This window comes from Nocardia sp. FBN12 (genome assembly GCF_054031145.1).
Window position 1 is genome coordinate 2,045,377 of record NZ_CM132926.1, and the last position, 25,864, is coordinate 2,071,240.

At 68.8% G+C, this 25,864-nt stretch carries 24 protein-coding genes; 8 read left to right on the forward strand and 16 right to left on the reverse strand.

The features are described from left to right. Window positions 1-2: 2 nt before the first annotated feature. Window positions 3-1,052 carry a 3-oxoacyl-ACP synthase III family protein gene (locus ACWZHB_RS10000; protein WP_427907650.1) on the reverse strand — a complete coding sequence of 350 codons (1,050 nt, stop codon included), beginning with the start codon at window positions 1,050-1,052 and terminating at the stop codon, window positions 3-5. 380 nt (window positions 1,053-1,432) lie between these two features. Beyond that, window positions 1,433-2,428, reverse strand: a complete 996-nt coding sequence (locus ACWZHB_RS10005) for an MsnO8 family LLM class oxidoreductase (protein ID WP_427907651.1) — start codon at window positions 2,426-2,428, stop codon at window positions 1,433-1,435. A 159-nt stretch (window positions 2,429-2,587) separates the two neighbouring features. Here ACWZHB_RS10005 and ACWZHB_RS10010 point away from each other — a divergent pair, with 159 nt between their 5' ends. Then, entirely contained in the window at window positions 2,588-2,986 is a 399-nt protein-coding gene (locus ACWZHB_RS10010) for a DUF779 domain-containing protein (protein ID WP_427907652.1), read from the forward strand. Window positions 2,987-2,990: 4 nt separating this feature from the next. Here the strand turns inward: ACWZHB_RS10010 and ACWZHB_RS10015 are convergent, their stop codons facing one another. The 6 genes from ACWZHB_RS10015 to ACWZHB_RS10040 all read right to left on the reverse strand — a co-directional run bounded on the left by ACWZHB_RS10015 (window position 2,991) and on the right by ACWZHB_RS10040 (window position 9,535). Beyond that, window positions 2,991-4,367 (reverse strand): serine/threonine-protein kinase, encoded by a 1,377-nt coding sequence (locus ACWZHB_RS10015; RefSeq protein ID WP_427907653.1) that lies wholly within the window; start codon window positions 4,365-4,367, stop codon window positions 2,991-2,993. Between the two features lie 75 nt (window positions 4,368-4,442). Beyond that, window positions 4,443-5,258, reverse strand: coding sequence for an ABC transporter permease (locus ACWZHB_RS10020; protein WP_427907654.1), 816 nt, complete (start codon window positions 5,256-5,258; stop codon window positions 4,443-4,445). 29 nt (window positions 5,259-5,287) lie between these two features. After that, the gene (locus tag ACWZHB_RS10025; RefSeq protein ID WP_427907655.1) at window positions 5,288-6,241 is read right to left on the reverse strand and encodes an ATP-binding cassette domain-containing protein; all 954 of its coding nucleotides are present in this window, start codon (window positions 6,239-6,241) and stop codon (window positions 5,288-5,290) included. Then, entirely contained in the window at window positions 6,238-7,494 is a 1,257-nt protein-coding gene (locus ACWZHB_RS10030) for a glycosyltransferase (protein ID WP_427907656.1), read from the reverse strand. The genes ACWZHB_RS10025 and ACWZHB_RS10030 overlap by 4 nt, the downstream gene beginning before the upstream one ends. Before the next feature lie 2 nt (window positions 7,495-7,496). Further along, the gene (locus ACWZHB_RS10035; protein ID WP_427907657.1) at window positions 7,497-8,564 is read right to left on the reverse strand and encodes a condensation domain-containing protein; all 1,068 of its coding nucleotides are present in this window, start codon (window positions 8,562-8,564) and stop codon (window positions 7,497-7,499) included. A gap of 296 nt (window positions 8,565-8,860) precedes the next feature. Further along, window positions 8,861-9,535: a TVP38/TMEM64 family protein gene (locus tag ACWZHB_RS10040; RefSeq protein WP_427907658.1), complete on the reverse strand. Its 675-nt coding sequence runs from the start codon at window positions 9,533-9,535 to the stop codon at window positions 8,861-8,863. Between the two features lie 173 nt (window positions 9,536-9,708). On the opposite strand from ACWZHB_RS10040, the gene ACWZHB_RS10045 reads away from it, so the two are divergent. The 4 genes from ACWZHB_RS10045 to ACWZHB_RS10060 all read left to right on the forward strand — a co-directional run bounded on the left by ACWZHB_RS10045 (window position 9,709) and on the right by ACWZHB_RS10060 (window position 15,462). Continuing rightward, on the forward strand, window positions 9,709-11,580 hold the full coding sequence (locus tag ACWZHB_RS10045; RefSeq protein ID WP_427907659.1) for a methylmalonyl-CoA mutase family protein: 1,872 nt from the start codon (window positions 9,709-9,711) through the stop codon (window positions 11,578-11,580). Beyond that, window positions 11,580-13,844 carry a methylmalonyl-CoA mutase gene (gene scpA / locus ACWZHB_RS10050; protein ID WP_427907660.1) on the forward strand — a complete coding sequence of 755 codons (2,265 nt, stop codon included), beginning with the start codon at window positions 11,580-11,582 and terminating at the stop codon, window positions 13,842-13,844. Before ACWZHB_RS10045 ends, scpA begins: the two co-directional genes overlap by 1 nt. Beyond that, a complete protein-coding gene (gene meaB, locus ACWZHB_RS10055; RefSeq protein WP_427907661.1) occupies window positions 13,841-14,938 on the forward strand; it encodes a methylmalonyl Co-A mutase-associated GTPase MeaB in 1,098 nt (365 codons plus the stop codon). The genes scpA and meaB overlap by 4 nt, the downstream gene beginning before the upstream one ends. A 200-nt stretch (window positions 14,939-15,138) precedes the next feature. Beyond that, window positions 15,139-15,462, forward strand: a complete 324-nt coding sequence (locus tag ACWZHB_RS10060; protein ID WP_427907662.1) for a hypothetical protein — start codon at window positions 15,139-15,141, stop codon at window positions 15,460-15,462. A 7-nt stretch (window positions 15,463-15,469) separates the two neighbouring features. Here ACWZHB_RS10060 and ACWZHB_RS10065 read toward each other — a convergent pair whose 3' ends face one another. After that, the gene (locus tag ACWZHB_RS10065; RefSeq protein ID WP_427907663.1) at window positions 15,470-16,597 is read right to left on the reverse strand and encodes a magnesium and cobalt transport protein CorA; all 1,128 of its coding nucleotides are present in this window, start codon (window positions 16,595-16,597) and stop codon (window positions 15,470-15,472) included. 108 nt (window positions 16,598-16,705) lie between these two features. Here ACWZHB_RS10065 and ACWZHB_RS10070 point away from each other — a divergent pair, with 108 nt between their 5' ends. Together ACWZHB_RS10070 and ACWZHB_RS10075 are read left to right on the forward strand one after the other, a co-directional pair. After that, window positions 16,706-17,071, forward strand: coding sequence for an ArsR/SmtB family transcription factor (locus ACWZHB_RS10070; protein ID WP_427907664.1), 366 nt, complete (start codon window positions 16,706-16,708; stop codon window positions 17,069-17,071). Beyond that, on the forward strand, window positions 17,068-17,538 hold the full coding sequence (locus ACWZHB_RS10075; protein ID WP_427907665.1) for an SRPBCC domain-containing protein: 471 nt from the start codon (window positions 17,068-17,070) through the stop codon (window positions 17,536-17,538). Before ACWZHB_RS10070 ends, ACWZHB_RS10075 begins: the two co-directional genes overlap by 4 nt. 7 nt (window positions 17,539-17,545) lie before the next feature. Here the strand turns inward: ACWZHB_RS10075 and ACWZHB_RS10080 are convergent, their stop codons facing one another. The 6 genes from ACWZHB_RS10080 to ACWZHB_RS10105 form a co-directional block, all read right to left on the reverse strand. Further along, window positions 17,546-19,087: a molybdopterin-dependent oxidoreductase gene (locus tag ACWZHB_RS10080; RefSeq protein ID WP_427907666.1), complete on the reverse strand. Its 1,542-nt coding sequence runs from the start codon at window positions 19,085-19,087 to the stop codon at window positions 17,546-17,548. 48 nt (window positions 19,088-19,135) lie between these two features. Then, complete coding sequence (locus tag ACWZHB_RS10085) at window positions 19,136-19,867, reverse strand: anti-sigma factor (protein ID WP_427907667.1); 732 nt, start codon at window positions 19,865-19,867, stop codon at window positions 19,136-19,138. Beyond that, entirely contained in the window at window positions 19,864-20,511 is a 648-nt protein-coding gene (gene sigK / locus ACWZHB_RS10090) for an ECF RNA polymerase sigma factor SigK (RefSeq protein WP_427907668.1), read from the reverse strand. The genes ACWZHB_RS10085 and sigK overlap by 4 nt, the downstream gene beginning before the upstream one ends. A 113-nt stretch (window positions 20,512-20,624) precedes the next feature. Next, entirely contained in the window at window positions 20,625-21,272 is a 648-nt protein-coding gene (locus tag ACWZHB_RS10095; protein WP_427907669.1) for a fasciclin domain-containing protein, read from the reverse strand. 137 nt (window positions 21,273-21,409) lie between these two features. Next, the gene (locus ACWZHB_RS10100; protein WP_427907670.1) at window positions 21,410-22,720 is read right to left on the reverse strand and encodes a cryptochrome/photolyase family protein; all 1,311 of its coding nucleotides are present in this window, start codon (window positions 22,718-22,720) and stop codon (window positions 21,410-21,412) included. Further along, window positions 22,717-23,310 carry a lipocalin family protein gene (locus ACWZHB_RS10105; protein WP_427907671.1) on the reverse strand — a complete coding sequence of 198 codons (594 nt, stop codon included), beginning with the start codon at window positions 23,308-23,310 and terminating at the stop codon, window positions 22,717-22,719. Before ACWZHB_RS10105 ends, ACWZHB_RS10100 begins: the two co-directional genes overlap by 4 nt. A 173-nt stretch (window positions 23,311-23,483) precedes the next feature. On the opposite strand from ACWZHB_RS10105, the gene ACWZHB_RS10110 reads away from it, so the two are divergent. Next, window positions 23,484-24,320 (forward strand): MerR family transcriptional regulator, encoded by an 837-nt coding sequence (locus ACWZHB_RS10110; protein ID WP_427907672.1) that lies wholly within the window; start codon window positions 23,484-23,486, stop codon window positions 24,318-24,320. Between the two features lie 183 nt (window positions 24,321-24,503). Here the strand turns inward: ACWZHB_RS10110 and ACWZHB_RS10115 are convergent, their stop codons facing one another. Next, a complete protein-coding gene (locus ACWZHB_RS10115; RefSeq protein ID WP_427907673.1) occupies window positions 24,504-25,856 on the reverse strand; it encodes a TIGR01777 family oxidoreductase in 1,353 nt (450 codons plus the stop codon). Window positions 25,857-25,864: the final 8 nt, after the last annotated feature.

Below are 25,864 nucleotides of genomic sequence, written 5' to 3' on the forward strand. Positions count from 1 at the left end.
CCTCAGACCTTCAGGGAGGAGATGGTGGCGGACAGGAAGCCGGCGACGACGCCGGAGGCGGCCGGGACCATGAGCAATTTCGATCCCGCCGCGATGTTCTCGTCGGCGAGCTGATCGTGCAGCACGATGAAATGCGATGTGGTCGAGGTGTTTCCGTACTTCTCGATCACATTGAGGTCCGGGGGCATCTCGGCGCCGAACTCGCGAGCGGCTACCGCGTTGATGTACGGCACGGCGGCAGCGCCGAACTGGTGATGAATGAGGTAGTCGAACTGCTCGCCGGCGAAGTCGCGGCCCTGCTGTTCGAGGAAGGTGCCCTGGGCGTCGGGCCAGAGCAGGAAGCGTGCTTCGTTGTGCATCTTGCGGTTGTCGGTGTAGAGCGCGACGCCCGACGACTTGTCGCTCGGCATGCCGAGGCACAGGTGCGAATGCTCTGCGGCGGTGAGCAATTCGACGTAGTGGATCTTGTCGGCGTCGTCGACCGCGCGGTCGAGCACGACCGCGCACCCGGAGTCGCCCACCGACAGCGAGGCGAACTGCAGATCGTATTTCTCGGAGATCTCGTCCACGGCGGTCTCGGCGATGGGCGTGATGGCCTCACCGCTGACCACCATCCCGTTGCGCACCACGCCCGATCGAATCATCCGGTCGAGAATGTATGTGCCGGTGAGCATTCCGGCGCAGGCGTTGGAGACATCGAAGGTGATCGCTCGCTCGGCGCCGAGGGTCTTGGCGATCGTCGACGCGAACGAGGGCTCCATGTACATGCGGGTGCCGTCATTGCTGCGGGTGATCGAACAGGAGATGATCACCTCCAGTTCGCCCGGCGCGTAGCGGGATCGGGCAAGGCAGTCCCGCGCGGCGTTGACGGCGAGGGTGAACGAATCCTCGACCGATTCCGGTCGGGTATCGCGCACGCGGCGTTCTTTCACGCCGGTGATTCGTTCCAGATCGAACGACGGTGGCGTTTTCAACCGCGAGATCAATTCGGTGGTGGACAAGATGTTCGACGGAAGATATGCCCCGATGGATTCGAAACGCGATTGCGACACGTGAGCTCCCGGATGCGGTCGAAGAATGGTGTACCGAACGATTTCCGATCGCCGGTGGAGTCGAACCCTACCGGTCGCGCGGAGCCGTTGCATGCAGTGATCCAGCGCACTTCGCGCCGCGAGTTCATCTGTGTGACAAGCCGTTACGCCAACTTCGGCAATCCGCATCGATGGCACAGAGCGCCAGCTCAGTCGTCTTCCCCGGCAGGTGGCAATGGGCAGGCTATCGGCCACCGAGGCCGTCGGCACGGCCGTGCGGTGCCGCGGAACGGTACTCGCACAGTGAGTGACCTCACGATCGTTTACACCGTCGAATAAATTGCGGGCCTTCCGGGTTTGTTTTCGGAGCAGAAGCGATCTCGCGAATTTTGGCGACCGGACTAACCTGCCAGACCGACGACGCGAGCCAGCCGCCGATGCGAATCCAGCCGGGCCGCCCGATCGAAAGTGCTGGTGTGCACCAGGACTTCATCGGCGCCGGTGCGGCTGACCAGCTTCTCCACTGCTTCCGCCACCTCGTCCTCGGTGCCGTGGAGCTGGTTGCCGAGCGCCTGTTCGAAGAGGTGGCGCTGCCGGTCGGTCATCCTCGCCGGGTCGATTTCGCCGGGCGGGATCAGCGCGGGAAACTCGCCGTGGGTGCGGGAGTAGGCACTCGCCCAGGCCTCGGGAAGGAGGAGCCGGTGCGCCTGCTCGGTCGAGTCGGCGATCATCGCCGTCGCGGAGACGACGACATACGGTCGTGGGACGCGAGCCGACGGCTGGAACCGGGCGCGGTACCGCTCGATCGCGTCCACCATGGCTTGCGTGCCCGCGATCGGCGCGATCACCAGCGGCAGTCCGAAACGTGCCGCGCGCTCGGCCCCGGAACCGGTGGCGAGCAGGAACGCCGGGACGTCATTGCCCTCCGCGGAGCCGGCGTGCACGCCCGCTCGACCCGCCGCGAAATAGTCGAGGACTTCGGCGAGATGCGCGTCGAAATCGTCGACTTCGTCGAGACCGTGACCGAGCGCACGGCGGACGCCATCGGTGAACCCGACCGAACGGCCGAGACCCATGTCGATCCGTCCCGGGAACAGCGCTGCGAGCACACCGAACTGCTCGGCGACGACGAGTGGTTGATGGTTGGGCAGCATCACCCCACCGGTGCCGACCCGGATTCGCGAGGTTGCCGCCGCGACCGCGGCCGCGAGCACGGTCGGCGCCGTTCCGGCGACTCCGGGGACGCTGTGATGCTCGGCGACCCAGAACCGGTGATAGCCCCACTGCTCGGCGAGCGCCGCGAACGCGACGGTCTCGCGCAGGGCGTCGGCGTGGTCCTGCCCGCGCCGTACGCGTGAGCGGTCCAGGATCGAGAAGCGAACCGATTCGAGTGCCATATCAGTAGTCAACGCCGCCGACGCGATCCGATTCCGCGACGGCGCCACGCGGGTGCAGGCCTTCGCAAGATTGGACCGGTACCAACCCTTGACCAACCTTTCGCAACCATAGTGTGCTCCGAGCACGATCACTGTCGAGAATTTGCGAGGAGTGCACCAATGGTTCGACATCCCCACGGCCGCAAGGTCCATCATCGACACCGTGCGGTCGAGGCCAGCGACGACGCACTCGACGTGCTGCGACTGCTCCTCGAAATGCACGGTCCGGTGGTGCTGTACCTCGCGCCCGATACCGACGGCTACACGCCGGTCTGCGTGCCGCTGCGCGACTTCCGGCCCGGTGCCGGTGATGTGCTCGCCGGGCAGACCGCCTGGCACACCCAGTTGTGGATGGCGGAACCGTTCCACGTCGGGTTCGACGACCTCGACGTGAGAATCGAGGTGCGCAATCGCCCGCAGGCGGGCTCCACTTCGCTCGAGGCCTCGTGCGGGTTCCGGTTCACCTTGCGCATCGAAAAGGCCGACAGCGCCGCCGAATTCGTCGAGGAAGCCTCCTGACTCGTCACCAGAACCGCGGCGTCAGCCCCCAGTCGGCGAACTCGGCGGCCAGCAGTTCGCGCAACGCGGCGCGGGTGGGGAAACGGTCGGGGTCGCCGCCGGTGACCACGAGTGTCACGGTGTCGTCATCGCAGGAGAAGGCGAGATTGACGCCGAGCTCGACCTGACGGAACAACTCGACCGGCCCGGGATTGACCACCGGGCGCATGATGACGTCGCGCGCACGGTGCGAACCGAGGACCGCGATGTTCTGCGCGGTGCGACCCATGTTGGTGCACAGGCATTCCGGCGCCTTGGCGGTGCGGGCGAACTTGTGCAGTACCACCTTCGGCAACAGCATCTGCACCGGTTGCAGGTGCTGGATCGGCGGGACGGTCGCGGGGTCGCGGTAGGCAAGGCCCGCCGCTTTGAGAGCGGCGCGGACCGCGGGCAGATCGGCGCGTTCGCCCGCGCGGTAGCCGACGCTGATCGGCAGCCCGGTGGTGGCGTTGGCGCGTGGGTCGTCGGCCTCGCGCATCGAATGCGGAATGTCGACACGGACCTCGGCACCGTCGGCGATGCGGCCGCTGCGACCGAGCAGCCCGACCGCGACGCCGATCAGCAGGCCGTTGGTGGTTCCGCCGTGGTCGGCCGCAACGGCGTCCCACGCGGCGAGATCGAGCTGGACGATGGCCTCGGCGGCCTGCCAGGTGTCGGCATGGGCCAGTCGTGGCACGGCCGGGCGGGGATTGCGGGCCGGTTCACTGACACCGCGCGACCGGCGCGCCGCACGCACACCACGCGCGAGGGCCCCGAGTTGGCGGCGGGCATCGGCGAGGTCGGCGGCGAAGCGGCCCGCACCCGCCACCGGGCCGACGAGCCTGCCCGCGCTGGCGAGGCGGTCGGGTGACTCCCCGCGGTTGAGCCGATCGAGGGAGTCGACGATCGCGTGCATCATGGCGCCGCCGTCGCACGCGACATGTGAGGCAACCAAGGTGATCACGGTGCCGCCGGATTCGAGGGGCGCGCCCGCGAGCTGCCACACGAGTCCGCGTTCGGGGTCGAATTCGACGGCGGCCTGCTCGAGGAACCAGTCGAGAATCCGGTCCTCGGGAATCGGCGTGTCCGACCAGCGCAGCGGGAGGGACTCGGTGGCTGGCTCCCAGTGCGCGCGGGCGATCGGGAAGCGGGTGGTGCGGACCCGTCGCGCGATGAAACCGGTCGCCAGATGCGCGTGCCAGTCGTCGAGCAGGTCCCGGCCAAGCGCGGTGTCGAAGCGGTACGCCAGCTGGTTGACCAGCGCATTCGGGTAGAGGCTGTGCAGCTTGAAGAACAGGTCGTCGTCGGCGGTGATCCGGTTGAGCTCGGTGGTCACTGCGACGGCGGGGGAGATGACAGTCATCGATGGACTCCTGACGGGCGTCGGCGCGACAGCGTTCCTCAGCTGCGCAGGGCGGGAGCGAAGGCGGAAGTACGCCTATCGGGAACGGAGAGTGCGCACGGTCAGTGGCGCGAAAACAGCGACGACGATCACCGAGGCGACCAGCGACCACCAGGCGTCGGCGCCGATCGTGCCCTCCGCGGCGAGCGTGCGCACCGCGGAGACCAGGTAGGACACCGGGTTCAGGTCGGAGACGTGGCGCATCCAGGTGGGCATGGATTCCTCGGGCACCAGGGCGTTGGAGGCGAAGCCGAGGAAGGTGAGCACCAGCATGGACATGCCCTGCACGGCGGCGGGACGGGCGATGGTGGCGCCGATGAACGCGAACAACCAGCTGATCGCGGTGGTGGCGAACACGACCAGCACCGCGCCCGCCAGGAAACCGGCGGTGTGCTCGGGCCGGTAACCCAGGCAGAAACCGACGATCACGACCGTGGTCGCGGCGATGAGATAGCGCACGGCACCGGCCAGCAATGCCCCGGCAACCGGTGCGGAGCGGGCGATCGGCATGGCGACGAAGCGGTCGAAGACGCCCGAGTGGATGTCCTCGGACAGTTGCACACCGGTCGCGACCGAGGACGTGAGCACGATCTGGACCAGCACGCCGGGGATCATGATCGGCAGGTACGCGGCCATGCTGCCCGCGATGGCGGTACCGAAGATGCTGCCGAACAGCACCGGGCCGACGATCGGGAGCAGTACGGCGTCGTAGAGCAGTTGCGGGCTGTGCCGGAAGGTGAGCAGTCCGCGCCACGCCATCATCAGCGAATGATGCAGCGCGGCAAGCGGACTGACACGGGTCACGCGTGGCGTGCGCACCACCTGGCGAGGCATCTCGGCCGTGCGGGTCATGGTGGTCCTCGAGCTTTCGCGAAGGGTGGTCATCTCGCGTCCACGGTGCGTGCGTGCCCGGTCAGCGAGAGGAACACCTCGTTGAGATCGGGTCGGTCCACCGCGAACCCGCGCAGCGCGATGCCCTCGTCTCGGCACGCGGCGACGATATCGGCGCCGCGGGTGACGTCGCGCAACGCGATCGTCAACGTCCCCGTCGACGAACCCTCGGGCACGTCGCCGGTGATGTCCTGGATCAGCGCCTCGGCGCGGCGCAGGTCGGTGGTGTCGCGGATGTCCAAGCGCAGCACCTGCTCACCGATGGAGGACTTGAGTTCGGCGGGGGTGCCGTCGGCGACGAGCGTGCCACGGTCGATGACCGCGATCCGGTCGGCCAGCGCGTCGGCTTCTTCGAGGTACTGGGTGGTGAGCAGCACGGTGGCGCCGCGCTCGACCAGCCCGCGCACGATGCCCCACATGCGGTCGCGGGTGTGTGGATCGAGCCCCGTGGTCGGCTCGTCGAGGAAGATCAAGGGGGGCACCGTGATCAGCGTGGCGGCCAGATCGAGGCGCCGTCGCATGCCGCCGGAGAACGCGCTGACGCTGCGCCGCGCGACAGCCGAGAGCTCGAATTCCTCGAGGAGTTCATCGGCCCGGCTGCCCGCTTCGCGGCGCGACAGGCCGAGCAGCCGACCGAACAGGCGCAGATTCTCACCGGCGGTGAGGGTTTCGTCGACGGAGGCGTACTGGCCGGTGAGCCCGATCATCGAGCGCACCGCGGTCGCCTCGCGCACCACGTCGTAACCGAACACCTCGGCGCTACCCCGATCCGGCCGGAGCAGCGTGGCGAGCATGCGGACGGTGGTGGTCTTTCCCGCGCCGTTGGGACCGAGCATCGCGAACACCGATCCGGCCGCGATGCTGAGGTCTATGCTGCCGACCGCGGCGAAGTCTCCGTAGGACTTGCCGAGTCCGGTGGTGCGAACGGCGATTTCGGTGCTCACTGCGGCCTCCCGGCGTGGCTGGAAACTGGTGTCGGGAACGACAGGGCGGCAAGGGATTCCACCTCGTCGACAGCACGCGCTACGCCGTCGCAGGCGAACCGGCTCGCGTAGGCGGCCGCCCGCGACACCACGTTCGGATCGGCGACTCGGTCGAGCAGAGTGGTGAGCGCGGTCTCGGTGAGCTCGGCGGCGCGCACGGTGCCCGCCAGGCCGCGCCGCGCCAACGCCCGGCCCCAGTACGGCTGATCGGCCTGGACAGCGCAGATCACCTGTGGGACACCCGCTCTCAACGCGGCGGCGGTAGTTCCCGCACCGCCGTGGTGCACCGCGGCGACACAGCGCGGGAAAATCGAAGCGTGCTCGACCTGCTCGACGACGGCCAGCTCGGGCGACAGCGACGGTTCGATCCCCGCCCACCCCGCGGCCAGCAGCAGTCGGCGACCCCGACGTGCGCAGACCGCGCGCAACATCGTCACCAGCGCGGCCGGATCGTCGACCGCCATCGAGCCGAAACCGACATAGATCGGTGCCGAACCGGCATCGATCCACGCGGTCAGCGCCGGATCGGTCGGCGCGCCGAGGAATCCGGCGGTATCGACGGCGAACCCCGTCACCGGGTGTCGCTCCGGCAGCTCGGCCGCTAACCCGGGAAACAGCTCGACGTCATAGGCCTGGATCGAAACTCGGTCGGGTAGCGGATGTTCCACGATTCCGAACTCCGACAGCGGCTGTTCCAGCGCCGCGTCACGTGCCCACCGCAGGCCCGACCAGATCCGCCGATTGAGCGCCCCGGGGATCCTGGCGCCCCACGCGGTGGGCACCACCGGGACCGAGCGATTCGGATGGATCGGAAAGAAATGCACTGCTGCCAGCGGCAACCCAACGCGCCGCGCCACCTTCTCGGCCGCTTCCTCGCCCGCCATCCCGGTCACGACCACGTCGTGACCGGGGGCGAGAACCAGCAGGTCACGTACCGCCTCGACAACCCCGCGCCGCTGCAGATCCAGCACCGCGCGCACCCGCTGACGCGGATTCGGACTGCGGAAGCGGTGATCGTCGTGCTGGGTGCGCAGCAGTTCGGCGCTGTCGCGACCGAAACCGACGGCGGCGATGCCGTGCGCGGTGGCGAAGCCGACGAGATTGGGGGACAGCGCGAGCGTCACCGAGTGCCCGCGAGCCACCAGCTCGCGGGCCAGGAGAATGCCGGGCTGGGCATCGCCCCGGCTCCCGGTGAAGGCCAGCAGCGCACGCATGCTCAGCCCGCGCTCAGTGCTGCTGCGGTGTCGGTGACCGGCGCCGTCGCGACCGGAACCAGGGTCACCGAGTACATCGCCCTGGCGAACTCGGCGAGGAAGCGTTCCATGACCTCGCCCGGCAGGCCCGCGGGGTGACGGGTAGAGACATAGAGGCCGTCGGGGCCGCGTACGACCCAGAAATACACCTCTTCGGTGGAGTACGAGACGGCGCGCAAGGTGCGTCCACGCAGTTCGGCGACCAATTCGTAGTCCGGAAGCATGCGGATGTCGAGGAAGGACGCACCGTAGGTCGGTCCTTCTACGGCACCGGCCATCGCCAGCGAACGGCCCCAGGAGGCGTCGTCGCAGAGATGGGCACGCTTGAGCGAGGCGCGGGTCGCGGTCAGCGCGACCGCCATGTCCGCGCCCGCGGGCAGGGTGATGTCGACCGGCACGACATTGACGAACCAGCCCATCGATTCGAGCCAGGTGAGGTCGGGCCGGGTGGCGATCGGCATGACCGTGCGGAACCGGTTGTCGCCGAAGGTTTCCCGGGAGGCCATCGCCAACGCCGCGAACACCGTCACCGAGAGCCGGTGCTTCATGCGATCGAGCGCGGCCTCGATTTCCTCGAGCTGGTCGATGCCGATCAGGGTGCGCGACACGCTGGGCTGGGCGTGCTCACCGTCCAGGACGGTGACCTGATCCGCGGCGAAGCGGGGCATGGGCGAGCCCGGCGCACCGAGGAATTCACGCCACACCGCGACGGCGGGGGATTCGGGGTCGAGTTCCTCGGCCGCCGCGCGCTCGATGACGGCGTAGTCGGCCGGGCTGCCGAAGGTGGCCGAGTCGCGGATCTCGCCGCCGGTGGTGACCGCGGTGTAAAGGGTGCGCAGCTCGAGGAGCGGCCGCGACCAGGGCGGGCGTCGTCGGGATCGAGGAAGCCGAGGTACTGCTCGTGGACGCTGGCGAGGGGGCGTTCGTCGTCGTGCCAGGTCTCGGACGAGGTGAGTTCGGGGGTCCAGATCACCAGGTCGCCGCAGCGAATCCGGAATTCGGAGAGATGGGTGTATTCCATGGCGGGTCACCTCATGGGGAATGCAAGCCGAGAAACGGCGCGAAGGGGATTCGGTGGTCGCGGGCGCGTCACCGGGTGTTGCTCTGGATCCCGCACCGGATGTAGCTGGCGAACCCTGGGCTATTCCGAGTCTATAACTCTGAGAGTTATCTGAAATATTGTTAAGTCACAATTGGAAGGTGTGAAGAAGATCACTTTCAGATTTGTTTCGAATCACAACCTAGACCAGTTGCCCCTGGAGTAATGGGGTTTTAGTTCACATCAGCGGAACAGATCGGGACCGCTCCGGCCGAGGCGCGCGGTCGGTCAGGGGGTGGCGGGTTCCGGCTCGAGGACCGGCGCGTCGACCGGTAGCCGGAGGTCGACGATCAGGCCGACCAGCCCGATCGACAGGCAGATGGCCGACACGATGATCGCGGCAGGATGGGTGCCGCCCGCCAGTGAACCGGCCAAGACAACCGTGGCGATCGTGCCGGGTGCCGAACCGGCCAGTGTCGCGACAAGATAGGGAGAGACCCGGACCGAGGACAGTCCGCAGCAGTAGTTGACGATCGAGAACGGCGCGAAGGAGATCATCCGGATCGCGGCGACCGCGAGCCACCCGCGCCGGGCCAGCCGATCGTCGATCGCCCGCACCGCCGGATGCGTGAGGTGCCGGGCGACCCGGTCGCGCCCCAGCGCGCGCACCCCGAGCAGCGCCGCGGTCGCGCTGACACCGGTCGCGGCCATCGCGATGGCCGACCCGAGGACCGGACCGAACAGCACGCCGCTGGTCACGGTGAGCACGGTGCGCGGAACGGGGGCGACGGCGGCGACCGCGTAGAAGAGGAAGAACAGCAACGGCAACAGCGGCCCGGCGCCGCCGGCCCAGTCGCGGATCTGCTGCGGGCCCGGCAACGGAACCATCATCGCCAGCACGAACAGCGCGGCGAGCCCGGCCATGGCGATGAGCAGGCGCGGGGAACGGAGCAGGCGGGGCACCCGGGTAAGCGTACCGGCCGGTAGGGGATGGCCCGAGTGGGTGGACACCCTGTCACAGTTAGCATCATCAGGGAACCGGACACATCCTGGTTCGCTGTGGGCCCGTTTGTGGGATTTCACGGACCGGCAGCACGCCGGGGTGCGGTCGTCGAATGGAAGAGAGAACAGCAGCTATGCCGATTGGTTCAGAGTCCGGGGCGGGGCTCGCGCCGGATCCGGTGCCCGAGTACGCCGCGTGGCGCAAGGGTGTGGCGGGTGTGCTGGCGAAAGCGCGACGGGTCGAGGCTTCCGAGCTCCCCGCCGAACCGGAACATCTGCTCGACGAGACCACCTATGACGGGCTGACGATCGCCCCGCTCTACACCCGCCGCGACGAGCTGCCCGAGCAGCCGCTGCCCGGCGCCTTCCCGTACGTGCGTGGTGGCGACGCCACCCGTGACCCGCAGCGCGGCTGGTTCGTCGGCGCCTTCGCCGGTCAGGACGACGCCGAGGCCACCAACCGGGCGATCCTGACCGGTCTGGAGAACGGCGTGAGCGCGATCGCGCTCGGCGTGGGCGCCTACGGCGTCGCCGTCGACGACATCCCTGTCGCGCTGCGTGGCCTGCTGTTCGAACTGGCCCCGCTGACGTTGGTCGCCGGAGCGGCCACCGGTGCTGCCGCCGAGCGGGTGTACGAGGTGCTCGACGGCTATTCGATCGCCGATCGCGCGCAGATCCGGGTCGGCCTCGGCGCCGCCCCGCTGACCAACGCCTTCACCGGCGCCGAAGATGTCGACCAGGCCGAGGCCGTGGCGCTGGCCGTGCGCGCGATCGCCCGGCCCGAGACCGTCCGCGCGATCACGGTGGACGGCATCGCCTTCCACAACGCCGGTGCCGCCGACGCGCAGGAAGTGGGCGCGGCCGTCGCGGCCGGTCTGGCCTACCTGCGTTTGCTCACCGGCGCCGGGGTCGACATCGCCGACGCGTTCGACCAGCTCGAGTTCCGCTTCGCGGCCACCGACGACCAGTTCGCCACCATCGTGAAATTCCGGGCCGCCCGGCGGCTGTGGGCCCGAGTCGCCCAGGTCTCCGGTGCGCCCGCCTTCGGCGCCGCGCCGCAGCACGCGATCACCTCGGCCGCCATGATGACCCAGCGTGACCCCTGGGTGAACCTGTTGCGCACCACCCTGGCAGCGTTCGGCGCCGGCGTCGGCGGCGCCGATTCGGTGACCGTGCTGCCCTTCGACGCGGCGCTGCCCGCGGGCGAACTCGGCGTCTCCACGACGTTCTCCCAGCGCCTGGCTCGCAATACCCAGCTGCTGCTGCTCGAGGAATCGCGCCTCGGGCACGTGCAGGACCCGGCCGCCGGTTCCTGGTACGTCGACAAGCTGACCGACGAACTCGCCGCCAAGGCATGGGCATTCATGCAGGAGCTCGAGTCGGCGGGTGGGTATCTCGCCGCGCTCGACGCCGGTGTGCTCGCGGCCCGGATCGCCGAGACCGCTGCCACGCGCGCCGCCGACATCGCCCATCGCCGGACCGCGGTCACCGGCGTCAACGAGTTCCCCAACCTCGCCGAGACCCCGCTGTCGGAGCAGGCCCGTGAACCCGGCCCGAACGCGCGCTACGGTGCCGCCTTCGAAGCGCTGCGCAACCGTTCCGACGCCTACCTGGCGGCCAACGGCGCCCGGCCGAAGGCGCTGATCGTGCCGCTGGGCCTGGTGGCCGAGCACAACGCGCGCACCATCTTCACCGCGAACGTCCTGGCCTCGGGCGGCATCGAATCGGTCAACCCCGGTCCGCTCGCGATCGATGACATCGCCACCGCCGCAACCGAATCCGGTGCGCGCATCGCGGTGCTGTGCGGTGCCGACAAGCGCTACGCCGAACAGGCGGGAGCCGCGACCGACGCCCTGCGTGCCGCGGGCGTGGAGACCGTGCTGCTGGCCGGTGCGGAGAAGTCGGTCGAGCAATACAGCGGGACGCAGCGTCCCGACGGGTACCTCGCCCTGCGTATCGACGCGGTCGCGGTCCTGTCGCAGCTGCTGGAGAAGGTGGGAGCCTGATGACCACATCCGATATCGAGCACGTCATCGGTAGTTTCGCCGAGGTGCCGCTTACCGACCACGCGCCCACGTCCGCCGACGTCGACGCCGAGCAGGTGCGCGCCTTCGTGGCCGATGCCGCGACGGCGAACCACACCACTGCCGAGCAGCTGGTCTGGTCGACCCCGGAGGGTATCGACGTTCCGCCGGTGTTCACCAAGGCCGATCGGGATGCTGTTGTCGCGCAAGGCTATCCGCTCGACACGGTGCCCGGCGTCGCGCCGTTCCTCCGTGGCCCGTACCCGACCATGTACGTGAACCAGCCGTGGACGATCCGCCAGTACGCGGGTTTTTCGACCGCCGCGGACTCCAACGCCTTCTACCGCCGCAACCTGCAGGCGGGACAGAAGGGGCTCTCGGTCGCGTTCGACCTCGCCACCCACCGTGGCTACGACTCCGACCACCCCCGCGTCCAAGGTGACGTCGGCATGGCCGGTGTCGCGATCGACTCGATTCTGGACATGCGCCAGCTCTTCGACCAGATCCCGCTTGACCAGGTGTCGGTGTCGATGACCATGAACGGCGCGGTGCTGCCGATCCTGGCGCTCTACGTCGTCGCCGCCGAGGAGCAGGGCGTGACGCCCGAACAGCTGGCCGGAACCATTCAGAACGACATTCTGAAAGAGTTCATGGTCCGCAACACCTACATCTACCCGCCCAAGCCCTCGATGCGGATCATCTCCGATATCTTCGCCTTCACCAGCGCGAAGATGCCGAAGTTCAACTCGATCTCGATCTCCGGCTACCACATCCAAGAGGCCGGTGCGACAGCCGATCTGGAGCTGGCCTACACCCTCGCCGACGGGGTGGAGTACATCCGCGCCGGTATCGCCGCGGGCATGGACGTCGACAAGTTCGCGCCGCGCCTTTCGTTCTTCTGGGCCATCGGCATGAACTTCTTCATGGAGGTCGCCAAGCTGCGCGCCGGGCGTCTGCTGTGGAGCGAACTGGTGTCCAAGTTCGAACCCAAGAGCGCGAAATCGCTGTCGCTGCGCACACATTCGCAGACCTCGGGCTGGTCGTTGACCGCGCAGGACGCCTACAACAATGTGGCGCGCACCTGTATCGAGGCGATGGCCGCGACCCAGGGGCACACCCAGTCGCTGCACACCAACGCACTCGACGAGGCGCTGGCCCTGCCGACGGACTTCTCCGCCCGCATCGCCCGCAACACCCAGCTGCTCATTCAGCAGGAATCCAACACCACCCGCCCGATCGACCCGTGGGGCGGCTCGTACTACGTCGAGTGGCTCACCCATCAGCTCGCCGAGCGGGCCCGCGCCCACATCGCCGAGGTCGAGGCGCACGGCGGTATGGCGCAGGCGATCTCGGAAGGTATTCCGAAGCTGCGCATCGAAGAGGCCGCCGCGCGGACCCAGGCGCGGATCGACACCGGCCAGCAGCCGGTGATCGGCGTCAACAAGTACCAGGTCGAAGAGGACCACGCGGTCGAGGTCCTCAAGGTCGAGAACTCGCGGGTGCGTGCCGAGCAGATCGAGAAGCTGGAACGGCTTCGCGCCGAACGTGATTCGGTCGCGGTGGAGCAGGCACTGGCCGAATTGACCCGGGCGGCATCGGCTTCCGAGGGCGGCATGGAGAACAATCTCCTCGCGCTGGCCATCAACGCCGCCCGTGCCAAGGCGACCGTCGGTGAGATCTCCGACGCGCTGGAGAAGGTGTACGGCCGCCATCAGGCCGAAATCCGTACCCTGTCCGGTGTGTACCGTGACGAAGCAGGCAAGGCATCCAACATCGGCGCCGCCATCGCGCTGGTCGAGGAGTTCGGCGAGGCCGAGGGCCGTCGTCCCCGCATCCTGGTCGCCAAGATGGGCCAGGACGGGCATGACCGCGGCCAGAAGGTGATCGCGACGGCGTTCGCCGACCTCGGCATGGATGTCGACGTGGGCCCGCTGTTCCAGACGCCCGAAGAGGTGGCGCGCCAAGCGGCCGACAACGACGTGCACATCGTCGGTGTGTCCTCGCTGGCCGCCGGTCACCTCACGCTGGTGCCCGCCCTGCGGCAGGCACTGGCCGATGTCGGTCGTCCCGACATCATGGTCATCGTCGGCGGTGTGATCCCGCCCGGTGACTTCGACGAGCTCTACGAAGCCGGTGCCGCCGCGATCTTCCCGCCCGGCACCGTCATCGCCGACGCGGCCATCGACCTGCTGAAGAAGCTGGGCGCGGCGCTCGGGCACGAGATCGGTGGCGGCGCAGCCGAATGAGCAACGCCGCACAGGGGGCCGGGGGTGCCGAAGCGCACCCTCGGCTCGGGACCACCGCGGGCGTCGGCTCGCCACGTAACGAGGGGCGCACCGCCACGGGTGTTCGCCGGACGATCGACGTCGACGTGCTCGCCGACGAGGTCAGAGCGGGACAGCGATCGGCGCTGGCCCGCGCGATCACCCTGGTCGAATCCACCCGCTCCGATCATCGGGAACTCGCGCAGCAACTGCTGCTGCGGGTGGCCGCGGAACCGGGCAGTGTCGTCTCGAACCGGGTCGGCATCACCGGCGTTCCCGGCGTCGGCAAGTCCACGTTCATCGACGCGCTCGGCATGTATCTCCTGGACCAGGGCCATCGGGTCGCGGTTCTCGCGGTTGACCCGTCCTCGACCCGCACCGGTGGCTCGATCCTGGGTGACAAGACGCGGATGGCGCGGTTGTCCCTGGAGGCCGACGCGTTCATCCGGCCTTCGCCCACCGCGGGCACCCTCGGTGGCGTGGCCAAGGCGACTCGCGAGACTATCGTGCTCCTGGAAGCCGCTGGCTACGACGTGATCCTGGTGGAGACCGTCGGCGTCGGCCAGTCCGAGGTGACGGTCGCCAATATGGTCGACGTGTTCTGCTTCCTCACCCTGGCCCGTACCGGAGATCAGTTGCAGGGCATCAAGAAGGGCGTCCTGGAACTCGCCGAACTCGTCGCGGTCAACAAGGCCGACGGCAAACACGAGATCGAGGCGAAAGGCGCGGCCCGCGAACTGGCGGGCGCGCTGCGCCTGATCCACCCGCACGACGCACTGTGGAAACCGCCGGTGCTCACCATGAGCGGCCTGGAAGGTGTCGGCCTCGACAAGTTCTGGGGCACCGTCCTCGATCACCGTCGGGTGCTCACCGAGGCGGGAGAATTCGCCGAGAAGCGTCGCCGCCAGCAGGTCGACTGGACCTGGACCATGGTCCACGATCAGATCCTGCGTCGCCTGGCCGACAATCCGAACGTGAAAGATGTTCGCGCGCAAGTGGAATCGGCTGTCCGCGCCGGCACCCTCACCCCCGCCCTCGCTGCCGAACAGATCCTCACGGCCTTCGACCGGAGCTAGTACTCCCACCGCAGTGCTGGGCGGTAGCTGGCTGGCGTGCCGGTGGGTCGCTTCGATCGTGATCGCTCGAAAGTTTTGGCCTTCACCTCGAAATTCATCGATGATATTCCGATGTCGGCCACGTCGCCAGCTGTTGTCTGCGTCGATTTCCGAGGATCGTGGAAGGTGGACGCCGCAAGCTGACGGCCGAGGAGGCAGTGATGACGATCTACCGCACGAATCGGATCATGAGCAGCGACAAGACGCCTGAGCGGGCGGTTCTCGGGGGCGATGGCCGTTGGCGGCTCACCTGGCTGCCGGAACTCGGCCTGACGCCTGATCAGGCGATATCAGGACTGAGGCTCGACGAAATCCTCAGCGACCCAGCCCTGGTCTATGACCGCATGGCGCTGGCGGAGGCCACCACCTGCGCGGACCGCATCGGCATCATCCTCGAGCTCGCGATGGTGCGTCTGTGGAAGCGGATGACCACCGCCATCGCGCTCTGCGGGTTCGTGGCGATCCGATGGGGTCGACTCGCCTGACGGGCCTTCACAGCCAGCGGATGCGCCGGAAGACGACGACCAGGGCTGTGCAGAGGGTGACCATGACGGTCAGGGTGATGGGGTAACCCCAGGTCTGCCGGAGTTCGGGCATGTGATCGAAGTTCATGCCGTAGATCCCGGCGATCATCGTCGGCACGGCCAGGATGGCGATGTAGGCGGAGATCTTGCGCATGTCGGTGTTCTGCTGGACGGCGATCTTGGCCACGGCGGCACCGACGAGGGTGGTGAGGGTTTCGTCGAGGTCATTGATGCGTTCGGCGACACCGCTGTGGTGGTCGGCGACATCGCGTAGGTAGCGACGCACTTCCTTGGGCAGGGGAGTGTGCGGCGCGGTGAGCGTCTGGAGTGGGCCCGCGAGCGGCCGCACGGCGCGACGCAGCTCGACGATCTCGCGTTTGAGCTGATAGATCGCCTCGATCGGGATCTTGCTCCGCGGGCTGAACAGCTCTTCTTCCATCGACTCGACGTCGAATTCGACGGCCTGGGTGACGTCGATATAGGTGTCGACGACGTGGTCGGCGATCGCGTGCAGCACCGCGCCGGGGCCGAGCGCGAGGCGATCGGGTTCGGCCTCGAGCGCGTGCCGGACCGCGGTGAGTTCGTTGTGTTCGCCGTGGCGGACCGCGACGACGAAATCGGCGCCGAGGAAGACCATGATCTCGCCGGTCTGCACGATCTCGCTGACCGTGTGCATATCGTGCTCGACATAGGCGACGGTCCGCATCACGGTGACCATGGTGTCGTCGTAGCGTTCGAACTTCGGGCGCTGTCTGCCGGTGACGGCGTCCTCGACGGCGAGCTCGTGCAGTCCGAACGTCTCGGCGATCTCGCCCATCTGGTGCAGATCCGGCTCGAACACGCCGATCCACACGAAACCCGCACCGCGCCCGCGGATTTCGGCCAGGGCGCTCTCCGGGGTGAAGCGGCCGGGTAGCCGCTTGCCGTCGACGTAGGCGGCGCAGTCCACGATGGCGCGGGCGGTCGGGACCGAGGGTTTGGGGACCACTTCCACCCGGCGTCTGCCGCGGGACAGGAACGGGGAATCCGCCACCCGGGCGCCGATGCCGCGCCGGCTCGCGGTGGGAGCGGGTGTGACGCGAGGGCCGTCGACCATCGTTCACCTCGCTCTCGTCGATCTCGCCGCAGCATCCCACGGCGGCCGATACAGGTGCAACCGGACGAGGGGTTGCGCGAATCGACCGTGATGTGAATACTTAGGTATGTGCCTAAGTATTCGAGCGACGAACCGGACGGCGGACTCGACAGTGTCTTCCGGGCGCTGGCCGATCCGACTCGTCGCGCGATCGTCGAACGGCTGGCGCGCGGGCCCGCCTCGGTGTCGGATCTCGCCGCACCGTTCGAGGTCGCGCTCCCGACGATCGTGCAGCACTTGAAAGCGCTGGAGGCCGGTCGGCTCGTCAGCTCGGCGAAGATCGGCCGGGTGCGCACCTACCAGTTGGTTCCGGACGCTTTCGGGACGGCGATCGACTGGCTGCACCGGCAACGCCCACCCGCGCAACGGCAGGTGGACCGGCTCACGGCACTACTCGTGGAATCAACCAGAAACCCAGAGGGAGAACAACAATGACCGACACGGTGACCCGCTCCATCAACCACGCCCAGTTCACCATCGAACGCGAGGTGCCCGTCGCGCCCGCCGTCGTCTTCCAGGCATTCGCCGATCCCGCCGTCAAGGCGAAGTGGTTCGGCGGCGAGGAAGGCTGGGAGCAGGGCGAGGTCTCGGTCGACTTCGAGGTCGGCGGCCGCGAGATCAACGAAGGCACCTTCCACGAGGTGACCTCCCACTTCGTCGCCACCTACACCGACATCGTCGTCAACGAACGCCTCGTCTACACCTACGACATGTGGCTCAACGGCTCCCATATCTCCACCTCGGTGGCCACCTGGGAATTCGAACCGACCACCACCGGCACCAAGCTCACGCTCGTCGAATTCGGCGCCCACCTGGACGGTTTCGACACCGGCGCCCAGCGCGAGGAAGGCACCCTCGGCCTCGTCGACGCCCTCGTGAACTACCTCGTCAGCCAGGCCTGAGCATCGCTCACCGCACCGTGACAACGCGCGAGTGCCTGCCCGTCGCGCCGTCGGGGAACGGGGTCGCCCTCGCGTCGGTCTGCACCGATCCGGTGGCGTCGACCGCACGCACGCGCAGCGCGTGCGTGCCGGGTGTGGCATCCCACGTCCAGGTCCACTGGCGCCAGGTGTCGATGGAGTAGGCCGCGGCGAGTGTGGTTGGCTGCCACGGGCCATCGTCGACCTGGATTTCCACGGCGTCGATCCCACGGCCTTGAGCCCACGCGACGCCTGCCACGGTCATCGATCCAGCGTCCAGGTTGGCGAACGCCGCGGGGACGTCGATCCGGGACGCGGTCTTGATGGGCGCATCGGTTGCCCAACCGCGCTGTGTCCAGTACGCCTGGGCGCGGTCGAATCGGGTGAGTTCCAGGTCGACAACCCACTTGGTGGCCGACACGTAGCCGTAGAGGCCGGGCACGATCATCCTGGCCGGGTAGCCGTGCACGACGGAGAGCGGCTCGCCGTTCATCGCGATGGCCAGCAGGGCGTCGGGGTTTCCGAGCACGGCGGCGGTCGGCGTGCTCGCGGTGAACCCATCGATGCTGCGCGACAAGATCATGTCGGCGTCGGGGGAGGGGCCTGCCTCGGCCAGGAGATCGGACAGGCGGTATCCGGTCCACAGTGCGGTGCCGGCGAGATCGCCGCCGACCTCGTTCGAGACACAGGTGAGTGTGATGAGCGACTCCACGGCGTGCCGGGCGCTCAATTCGTCGAAGTCCAGACGGATTTCGCGTTCCACCATCCCGTGGATGCGCAACCGCCACTGCGCGCGGGTCAACGAGGGGAGTTGCAGCGCGGTGTCGACGCGATAGAAATCCGGTGCGGGGGTGATGAATCGGGTGAGGCCGGGAACGACTCGGTCCATCTCCGGGGTGACCGGTGGCGCGGGCGCGCCGACCCGTGGGAGGACGAAAGCCGCCCGGTCGGCCGCGATATCGCGCAGGCGCGTGCCGATGAACCGTCCCGCCGCGCCCGCCGCGACGGCCCCCGCCGCGACGGCCGTCAGCGCGAGCAGGAACCCGCGCCGTGTCGGCCCGACCTGCTGGTCGACGCCGGAGGGCACGTAGAACAGCGCGCACATTGCCGCGATCCCGGCCAGTGACCCCACCACCGCCGGAATGGCGAACAGTGGCGTCGCGGTGGGCCGGAGCAGTGCCAAGCCCGCCACCGAGAAGCCGAGGACGCCGAGCAGGCCCGCCGCCAGGGCCGGGCGGCGGCGGGCCACCAGGCCGATGATTGCGGCAGCGACTGCCATCACCGCGGCCATCGTGATGGCAAGTGCCAGTTTGTCGTTGGCGCCGAACCAGCGGATCGCACTGTCCTTCAACCACTTCGGCGTGTGATCGACCACGGTGGCACCCAGAACGAAGAAGGGGGAGGAGACCGGGTCGATGATCACCGCGACGAGGTGCCCGACCCCGAGGACGAGGGCGGCGGCGGCAGCCGTCGCGAACGCCGCCGCGAGTCGGCCGGGATGGCGATGGGTGAAGGTGAACGGGCGGACCATGCTGTCACTCCTGGGATTTCGAGTGTCGGCATGGCCCGCCGCAGCAGGTCAGCCGACTGTCATGCTGACGATCGGCGAGGTGGTCGGCCCTGGCGAACCACCGGCGGGTTCGACCGTTACCGCGAGCGTGTCGGCCGCCTCGACCGCGGTCACGGCCGAGGCCGAACTATCCAGCACCGCCACCGATTTCGGTGTGTCCGCACGTATCAGCCACAACTGATATGTGCGCTCGTCCGGCAGCGGGGGCATGTCCTGGAACGACACCGCGGCCGCGCCGAGCGACTTGGACTGGTACACCGTCATCGCGCCGCCGCCGGTGACGGCCACCGACGTTTCCCGGCTGTCGGACTGGTCGAGCACCTGCTGTGCGGTGACCGCCCCGGTGCCGTCGTTCGCCTGGTCGATCACGACCCCGATTCCGACGCCGGCACCGACCGCCACGATCGCCGCGGCGGCGACGGTCAACCATCGAAGGTGCCACCGCTTGCCGGGCGCGCCCCGCCGTGCGAGCGGGTGCGCCTGTGTGTCGTACCGGTCCAGTGCTCGCATCAGCGCGGATTCGAGGCGGGCCGGTGGCGGGACCGAGTCGAACACGGTCAGGTCCGCCATCGTCTCCTGGATGCGGTGGACAGCGGCCTGGAATTCGGCCGCGCGGTCGGTGCCTGCCGCGTCGAGCCAGTCCTCGAGTGCCTGTCGTTGTGGTGGATCCAGCGCGTCTATGGCGTAGGGATACGCCTCATCCAGCCACGACCAAGGGGTCCGCCGATCTGTCTCGCTCATCGGGTGTTCCCTCCGGTCAAACAGTTCTCGAGCCTTTTCAGGCCATCTTTGATGCGGCTCTTCACCGTCGGCAACGGCACCGACAAGGTCTCGGCGACCTCGACGTAGGTACGGCTGCCGTAGTACGCCAGCGCCACCGCTTCGCGTTGGAGTTCGGTCATGGTCTGCAGACAGTCCAGCACCGACTGTTCGTCGAGTCGCTGGGTGACCTCCTCGGCCACGACGTCGTGGTCGCGGCCGAGGTGGGCGTGGCCGAACACGATGTCACGGCGGGTGGCCGACTGTTCGGCCCGTACCCGGTCGACCGCGCGCCGGTGGGTCAGCATCATCAGCCAGCCGATCGGGCTGGCCTTTGTCGCGTCGTACTGTCCGGCCAGCGACCAGACCTGAAGGAACACCTCCTGGGCGATGTCCTCGGCGGCGCCGTGGTTGCGGACGACGCGTAGCGCGAGCCCGAACACCCGGGGGCTGGTGGCGCGGTAGAACTCGGCGAACGCCGCCCGATCGCCTGCCGCGACGTCGTCGAGCAGCTCGACCAGCCGCTGTTGCACGGCATGGTCGCGGCGGTCGACCGTCGGGCAGGCCGGAGCGGGCTCGGTGACCGATCGCAGGTTGATCGGTGCGGAGCCGCGCCGGGCCGTCATCGGGTGGTCCCTGCTTGCATCAGCATGAGAGGGATTTCGGCCTGCCTTCGGGTTCGGATGGGCGCCGCCGAGATATTTCCGCGGCGACGCCGGAAAAAGCGCCGTCGCCGTCATCACGCCGCTGGCGGCATGAGCACGCTGTCGATCATGTACACGGTAGCGTTCGACGTGCGCACGCCACCACAGATCACGTTCGCCTCGCCGACCTTCAAACTGTCGCCTGAGCCGCTGACCGTCACGTCGGCGCCCTGGACTGTCTTGTGCGCGCCCGCGATGCTCTGCGGCGCGATCTGGCCCGGCACCACGTGATAGGTGAGGATCGAGGTGAGGGTGGCCGAGTCGGTCTTCAGCGTGTCGATCGTGGCCGGATCGATCTTCGCGAACGCCGAGTCGACGGGCGCGAATACGGTGAACTGACCGCCGTTGAGGGTGTCGACGAGATTGACGTCGGGGTTGAGTTTGCCCGAGACCGCCGAGACCAGCGTGGTGAGCAGCGGGTTGTTGGACGCGGCAACGGCGACCGGCTCCTGGGCCATACCGCTGACCGAGCCGGGACCGCTGGGTACCGTGGCGGCGTATTCCGCGCAGCCGGGGCCGACGAGGTCGGCGGCGGCGGACGCGCCGGTGGTGGCAGGCGCCGACGTCATCGGCGCCGAGGAGGTCGCGGAGCTGGTGCTCGAGTCGTCATCGGAACAGGCCGAGAGGCCGAGCGCCGAGCCGAGGAGTATCGCCGCCACAAGAGTATTCGGCAAGGTGCGCATGGTGTTTCCGTCACTTCCGTCGAGGCGGCGAGGTGCCGCGTAGATGTTGGATGCAACGGAGTTCGGCTGGCTCGGCGGTTCGGACTGCCGCCGATGGCGGTCGATATTCTCGACCTGGCTGTGGCAGGCTCATCGGCCTAGGCGCCCACACAGTCGACGATCGGTGCGGGATAGTCCATCGGATCGATGTTCGCGCGCCACGGGCGGTGAATGCTTGCGCCGGGCAGGTGCGCCAGTTCGGGCAGCCACCGGCGGACATAAACGCCGTCGGGGTCGTAACGGTCGGCCTGGCGCAGGGGGTTGAGTACCCGGTTGGGCCGGGTGTCGGTGCCGGTGCCCGCGACCCACTGCCAGTTGAGCTGATTGTTGGCGAGGTCGGCGTCGACGAGCCAGCGCAGGAAGTGCGCCGCGCCGACACGCCAGTCCTGGCGCAGCGATTTGGCGAGGAAGCTGGCCGCGATCAGCCGCGCTCGCCCCGGCATCCAGCCCTCCGCGCGCAGCTGCCGCATGCCCGCGTCGACGATCGGGTAGCCGGTGCGCCCGTCGCGCCACGCCGCGACGGCCTGCTCGTCGTCGGGGCCCGCGATCACGCGCGTTCGGTAGTCCGACCAGGCGGCATCGGGGCGGGAGGCGAGCACCTGGTGGTGGAAGTCGCGCCAAGCCAGTTGCCGGACGAAGGCGAGTCCGCCGTCGGTCGCCGTATCGACCCGGCGCACCACCTCGGTGGGGGACACGCACCCGAAGTGCAGGTACGGCGAGAGCCGGGAGGTGGCGTCGGCGGCGAGATCGTCGTTGTCACGGGCGTAGCCGGTGATCGGGCCGTCGAGCCAGTCGTGCAGCAGCGCACGTCCGGTGGATTCCCCGCCGACCCGCAACTGCGGCGACGGTCGCCCGGAACCGAGATCGGCCGGCTGAGGCAGCGGCTCGCTCCGGATCGGTGGCACCGACAGCGACCGGGGCGCGGGTAGCGGGGTGCGGCGGTGGGCCGCGCTCCAGCGCCGGAAATAGGGGGTGAAGACGGCGAAGTGATCGCGACCGGTCGACGGGACGAGCTCGGCGGAAGTGGCTGTGACGGAACCGGAATGGCAGTGCACGGCCGTGTTCGGGTTGCGGCGCAACGCCTGCTCGCGCTGCCTGCTGTAGCGGCTGACATCCTCGGCCAGGTGCACGCTCGTGGCACCGGTCTCCTCGATCACCTGGTCGAGCACATCGGCCACCCGGCCGCGGCGCACGACGAGCGTGCCGCCGAGCGCGTGCAGCTCCAGGTCGAGTTCGGCCAGTGCGGCGGCGAGGAAGTGCGCGCGATTGGGCGGGCAGCGGTCGGGCACCAGCGCCGCGTCGACGACGAACAGCGGCACCACCCGGTCGGCCTCGCGCGCGGCCGCGGTGAGTACCGGATTGTCGTGAACGCGCAGGTCACGGGTGAACAGGGCGATGGCGACGCTCATCGTGCGCAGAGGGGCAGCACATCCTCGCGTCCGCCGGTGGTGGGCGAGGTGAGGTAGACGCACGGGTCCTGGCCCGCGATTCTGATCTCCTCGTCGATCCGCTGCCAAGTGCTCTCGTCCAGGGCCGGGGTGCGGGAGAGGACGAAACCGGACAGCCTGCTCGGCGAGGTGACCAGGGCCCACGAGTAGTCCGGGCCGAGCGCGGTCACCAGGTAGTTGGTCGGTCCCTCGCGCCCGTCCTGGCCGGTGACGCCCGGAAAGCTCACGTGCAGTTGCGCGTTCGTGGCCGGGTCGTTCACGGTCGCGGTGCCGCGGATCTCGTCGACGCCGCCGCTCCAGGTGTGGCAGCGGTTGTGGACGGCGATGTCGCCGCGCGCGTCGAGGGTGTAGTTCGCGGAGGTGTCGCGTGCGCAGTTGAGGTTGAACACCTGCGGTACTGCCGCGAGCTGATGCCAATCGCCGAGATAGCGGCCGAGGTCGAGGTAGGGCACCGGTGCGGGTGGCGCGGCGGCCGCGGTGCCGGAGCCGGTCGCGGCGAGGCCGGCGGCGATCAGCAAGGCGGTGGTCCACAGGCCGAATCGGGTGCGCACAGGAAACTCCTCGCGGTAGTCGGTGTCCCCCATGCTAACAGTAATTGATGCACTATTGATGCATATGGCAGGTGGTTCAGTGGGTCGTCGGCGCAATGGACAGAATCTGTCGTCGACGCGCGGAGGCCGGGGCTGTCCTGCGCCGGTCGAGGCGGTCCGGGCAGAATGAAACGATGCCCGCCGGTTCTGTTCCTGCCTCCGCCGCGGCCGGATTCACGGTGCGCGCGGCGGCCGACCGTCTCGGCATCCCGACCGCGACCCTGCGGAGCTGGAATCGCCGTTACGGCATCGGTCCCGCCCAGGACCGGCCCGGCCGCCATCGCCTCTACACCGACTCCGATATCGCCGTGCTCGAGCACATGCTCGAGCTGATCGGCGGCGGCGCGAGTCCCGCCGGTGCCGCCGCGGCGGCACGCGGGCCCGTACCGGTCCTCGGCGACCGCGGCGGCCTGCTCGACGCCGCGTTCGCGCTCGATACCGCCACCGTCTGCGCGCATCTGGACGCCCACGTGCGGGCGTACGGCGTCGTGCAGACCTGGGAGGCCCTGTGCCGCCCCGCATTCACCGACATCGTCGCGCGGCAGGGCGGCGGCGAGGGCTGCATCGACGTCGAGCACCTGCTGTCGTGGTCGATCGCGGCGATCATGCAGCAGGTGAAACCGGCGCGGAGCGGTGCGCCCGTGTTGCTCGCGTGTACGAGCGGCGAAACGCATTCGCTCCCGCTCGACGTGCTGCGCGCCGCTTTGGCGCAGGCCGGAGTCGGTGCGCGCATGCTGGGCGCCGACGTGCCCGCGGTGGCGTTGTCCGATGCGCTCGCCCGGCACTCGGGCGAGGCCTCGGTGCTGTTGTGGTCGCAACGTGAGTCGACCGCGTTGACCTCGGCAGTGCTGGCCTGTGCGCGGGCCGGTGCCCGGGTGCTCATCGGCGGGCCGGGCTGGGAGTCGGTGCTGCTGCCCGACACGGTTGAGCGGATCGGTAGCCTGGCCGCCGCGGTCGACGCGCTCCGCTGAAACCCTCGGGCGCAACATGTTTCCGGTGTCGTCGATCAGCCGCTCCCCGGCCGCGCACATCGCGAGATCGGGTCGGCCACCATTGAACGATGCATAGGCGATGCGCTGTGGGAACAGTCGACTCCGAGGTCGGCGAACCCGTCGACACGCATCGTTCGCGGGTGACGACCGTGCCGGATCGGGTCAGCTCTCGGTCCGCCCGAGTAGATGTCGCAACGTCTGCTCCACCTCGTCGGTGCGGAAGGTGTGTCCCGCCTTCATCAGCTGAGTCGGCGTCACCCGTTGACCGGCCTCGGCGAGCTCACGCGCACCCTGCTTGCCCAGCAGTATCGTTGGACCGAAGCTCGGGACCGGCAGCAGTGCTGGGCGGTGCAGCACTCGCGCCAGCACGCGGGTGTACTCGCTGTTGCGAACCGGCTGTGGCGCAACGGCATTGACCGGGCCGACCACCGTGTCGTCCCACAGTGCGCGGTGGTAGACATCGACGAGATCGTCGATGCCGATCCACGACAACCACTGTCGGCCGTCCCCGATCCGCCCACCGAGACCGGCGCTGAACAACGGTCGAAGCAACCGCAGGGTCCCGCCACGCGGAGACTGCACGATGCCGGTACGCACCCGCACGACGCGGACTCCGCCCACCGCGGCGGGCTCGCACGCGTCCTCCCACTGTTCGACCACATCGGCCAGGAATCCGTCACCGCGCTCGGACTTCTCGGTCAGCGGCTGCTCACCACGGTCGTAGCCGTAGTAGCCGATGGCCGAAGCGCTGACGAAGGTGTCGACGCCGCAGGCCGCGGCCAGCTCGGCGAGTCGCCGGGTCGGCTCGATGCGGCTGTCGGCCACCGCACGCCGGTGCGCGGCGGTGAATCGGCCCGCGATGGGCGCCCCGGCCAGATGCACCACGGCATCGATGTCGGCGAGCAGGTCGGTGGCGGGCGCGGCGGGGTCCCACTGGAGTTCGTCGCGATGACGCGCGCGATGACGGACCAACCGCACCACGCGGTGTCCGCCGGTGGTGAGAAAGGCGCTCAGCGCGGAGCCGACCAGCCCCGACGCGCCCGTCATCGCGATCGTCAGCGGCGGGAGGCCGGACTCGGCCGCACGGCGGTGGGCCGCCAGATCGTGGGTGAGCTGGCGGTAGCGGTAGTCGAACATCGGCCGCAACACCGACTCCGGAATGGGTGTCCGCACCCGGTCGATGACACGGGTGTGCGTGTCGTCGACCTCGGCGAACTCGTGGACATGCTGCCACGGCAACAGCCGGGAGACCGGGAACGACGCCGGTCCGTCCGAGGTGAGGGCGTCGGCGAACCGCTCGGGCGGTCGGTACTGCTCGGGATCGTGCTGAGCGATCCAGCGCAGCCCGCCGGGAAGACCGAGCACGGCGCGCCCAGTGGCCAGCGAATCGGCTTCGGCGAGCAAGGTGACCGGCTGCCACGGTGGAGCCAGTCGCGTGAACGCGCCGCGACGGGCGAACCAGGCGAAAACGTCGGCCCGGGGTGTTGCAACGATGTCAGAACACTCGATGCCCATCACTCGAC

Excerpts from the sequence above, each read along its gene's own strand:
- ACWZHB_RS10015 (WP_427907653.1), bottom strand. The coding sequence starts at position 4,367 with ATGACTGTCATCTCCCCCGCCGTCGCAGTGACCACCGAGCTCAACCGG.
- ACWZHB_RS10075 (WP_427907665.1), top strand. The coding sequence starts at position 17,068 with ATGACCGACACGGTGACCCGCTCCATCAACCACGCCCAGTTCACCATC.
- ACWZHB_RS10045 (WP_427907659.1), top strand. The coding sequence starts at position 9,709 with ATGCCGATTGGTTCAGAGTCCGGGGCGGGGCTCGCGCCGGATCCGGTG.
- ACWZHB_RS10100 (WP_427907670.1), bottom strand. The coding sequence starts at position 22,720 with ATGAGCGTCGCCATCGCCCTGTTCACCCGTGACCTGCGCGTTCACGAC.
- ACWZHB_RS10115 (WP_427907673.1), bottom strand. The coding sequence starts at position 25,856 with ATGGGCATCGAGTGTTCTGACATCGTTGCAACACCCCGGGCCGACGTT.
- ACWZHB_RS10065 (WP_427907663.1), bottom strand. The coding sequence starts at position 16,597 with ATGGTCGACGGCCCTCGCGTCACACCCGCTCCCACCGCGAGCCGGCGC.
- ACWZHB_RS10010 (WP_427907652.1), top strand. The coding sequence starts at position 2,588 with ATGGTTCGACATCCCCACGGCCGCAAGGTCCATCATCGACACCGTGCG.
- ACWZHB_RS10085 (WP_427907667.1), bottom strand. The coding sequence starts at position 19,867 with ATGAGCGAGACAGATCGGCGGACCCCTTGGTCGTGGCTGGATGAGGCG.
- ACWZHB_RS10110 (WP_427907672.1), top strand. The coding sequence starts at position 23,484 with ATGCCCGCCGGTTCTGTTCCTGCCTCCGCCGCGGCCGGATTCACGGTG.
- ACWZHB_RS10095 (WP_427907669.1), bottom strand. The coding sequence starts at position 21,272 with ATGCGCACCTTGCCGAATACTCTTGTGGCGGCGATACTCCTCGGCTCG.
- scpA (WP_427907660.1), top strand. The coding sequence starts at position 11,580 with ATGACCACATCCGATATCGAGCACGTCATCGGTAGTTTCGCCGAGGTG.
- ACWZHB_RS10030 (WP_427907656.1), bottom strand. The coding sequence starts at position 7,494 with ATGCGTGCGCTGCTGGCCTTCACCGGGAGCCGGGGCGATGCCCAGCCC.
- ACWZHB_RS10020 (WP_427907654.1), bottom strand. The coding sequence starts at position 5,258 with ATGACCCGCACGGCCGAGATGCCTCGCCAGGTGGTGCGCACGCCACGC.
- meaB (WP_427907661.1), top strand. The coding sequence starts at position 13,841 with ATGAGCAACGCCGCACAGGGGGCCGGGGGTGCCGAAGCGCACCCTCGG.
- sigK (WP_427907668.1), bottom strand. The coding sequence starts at position 20,511 with ATGACGGCCCGGCGCGGCTCCGCACCGATCAACCTGCGATCGGTCACC.
- ACWZHB_RS10005 (WP_427907651.1), bottom strand. The coding sequence starts at position 2,428 with ATGGCACTCGAATCGGTTCGCTTCTCGATCCTGGACCGCTCACGCGTA.
- ACWZHB_RS10080 (WP_427907666.1), bottom strand. The coding sequence starts at position 19,087 with ATGGTCCGCCCGTTCACCTTCACCCATCGCCATCCCGGCCGACTCGCG.
- ACWZHB_RS10060 (WP_427907662.1), top strand. The coding sequence starts at position 15,139 with ATGACGATCTACCGCACGAATCGGATCATGAGCAGCGACAAGACGCCT.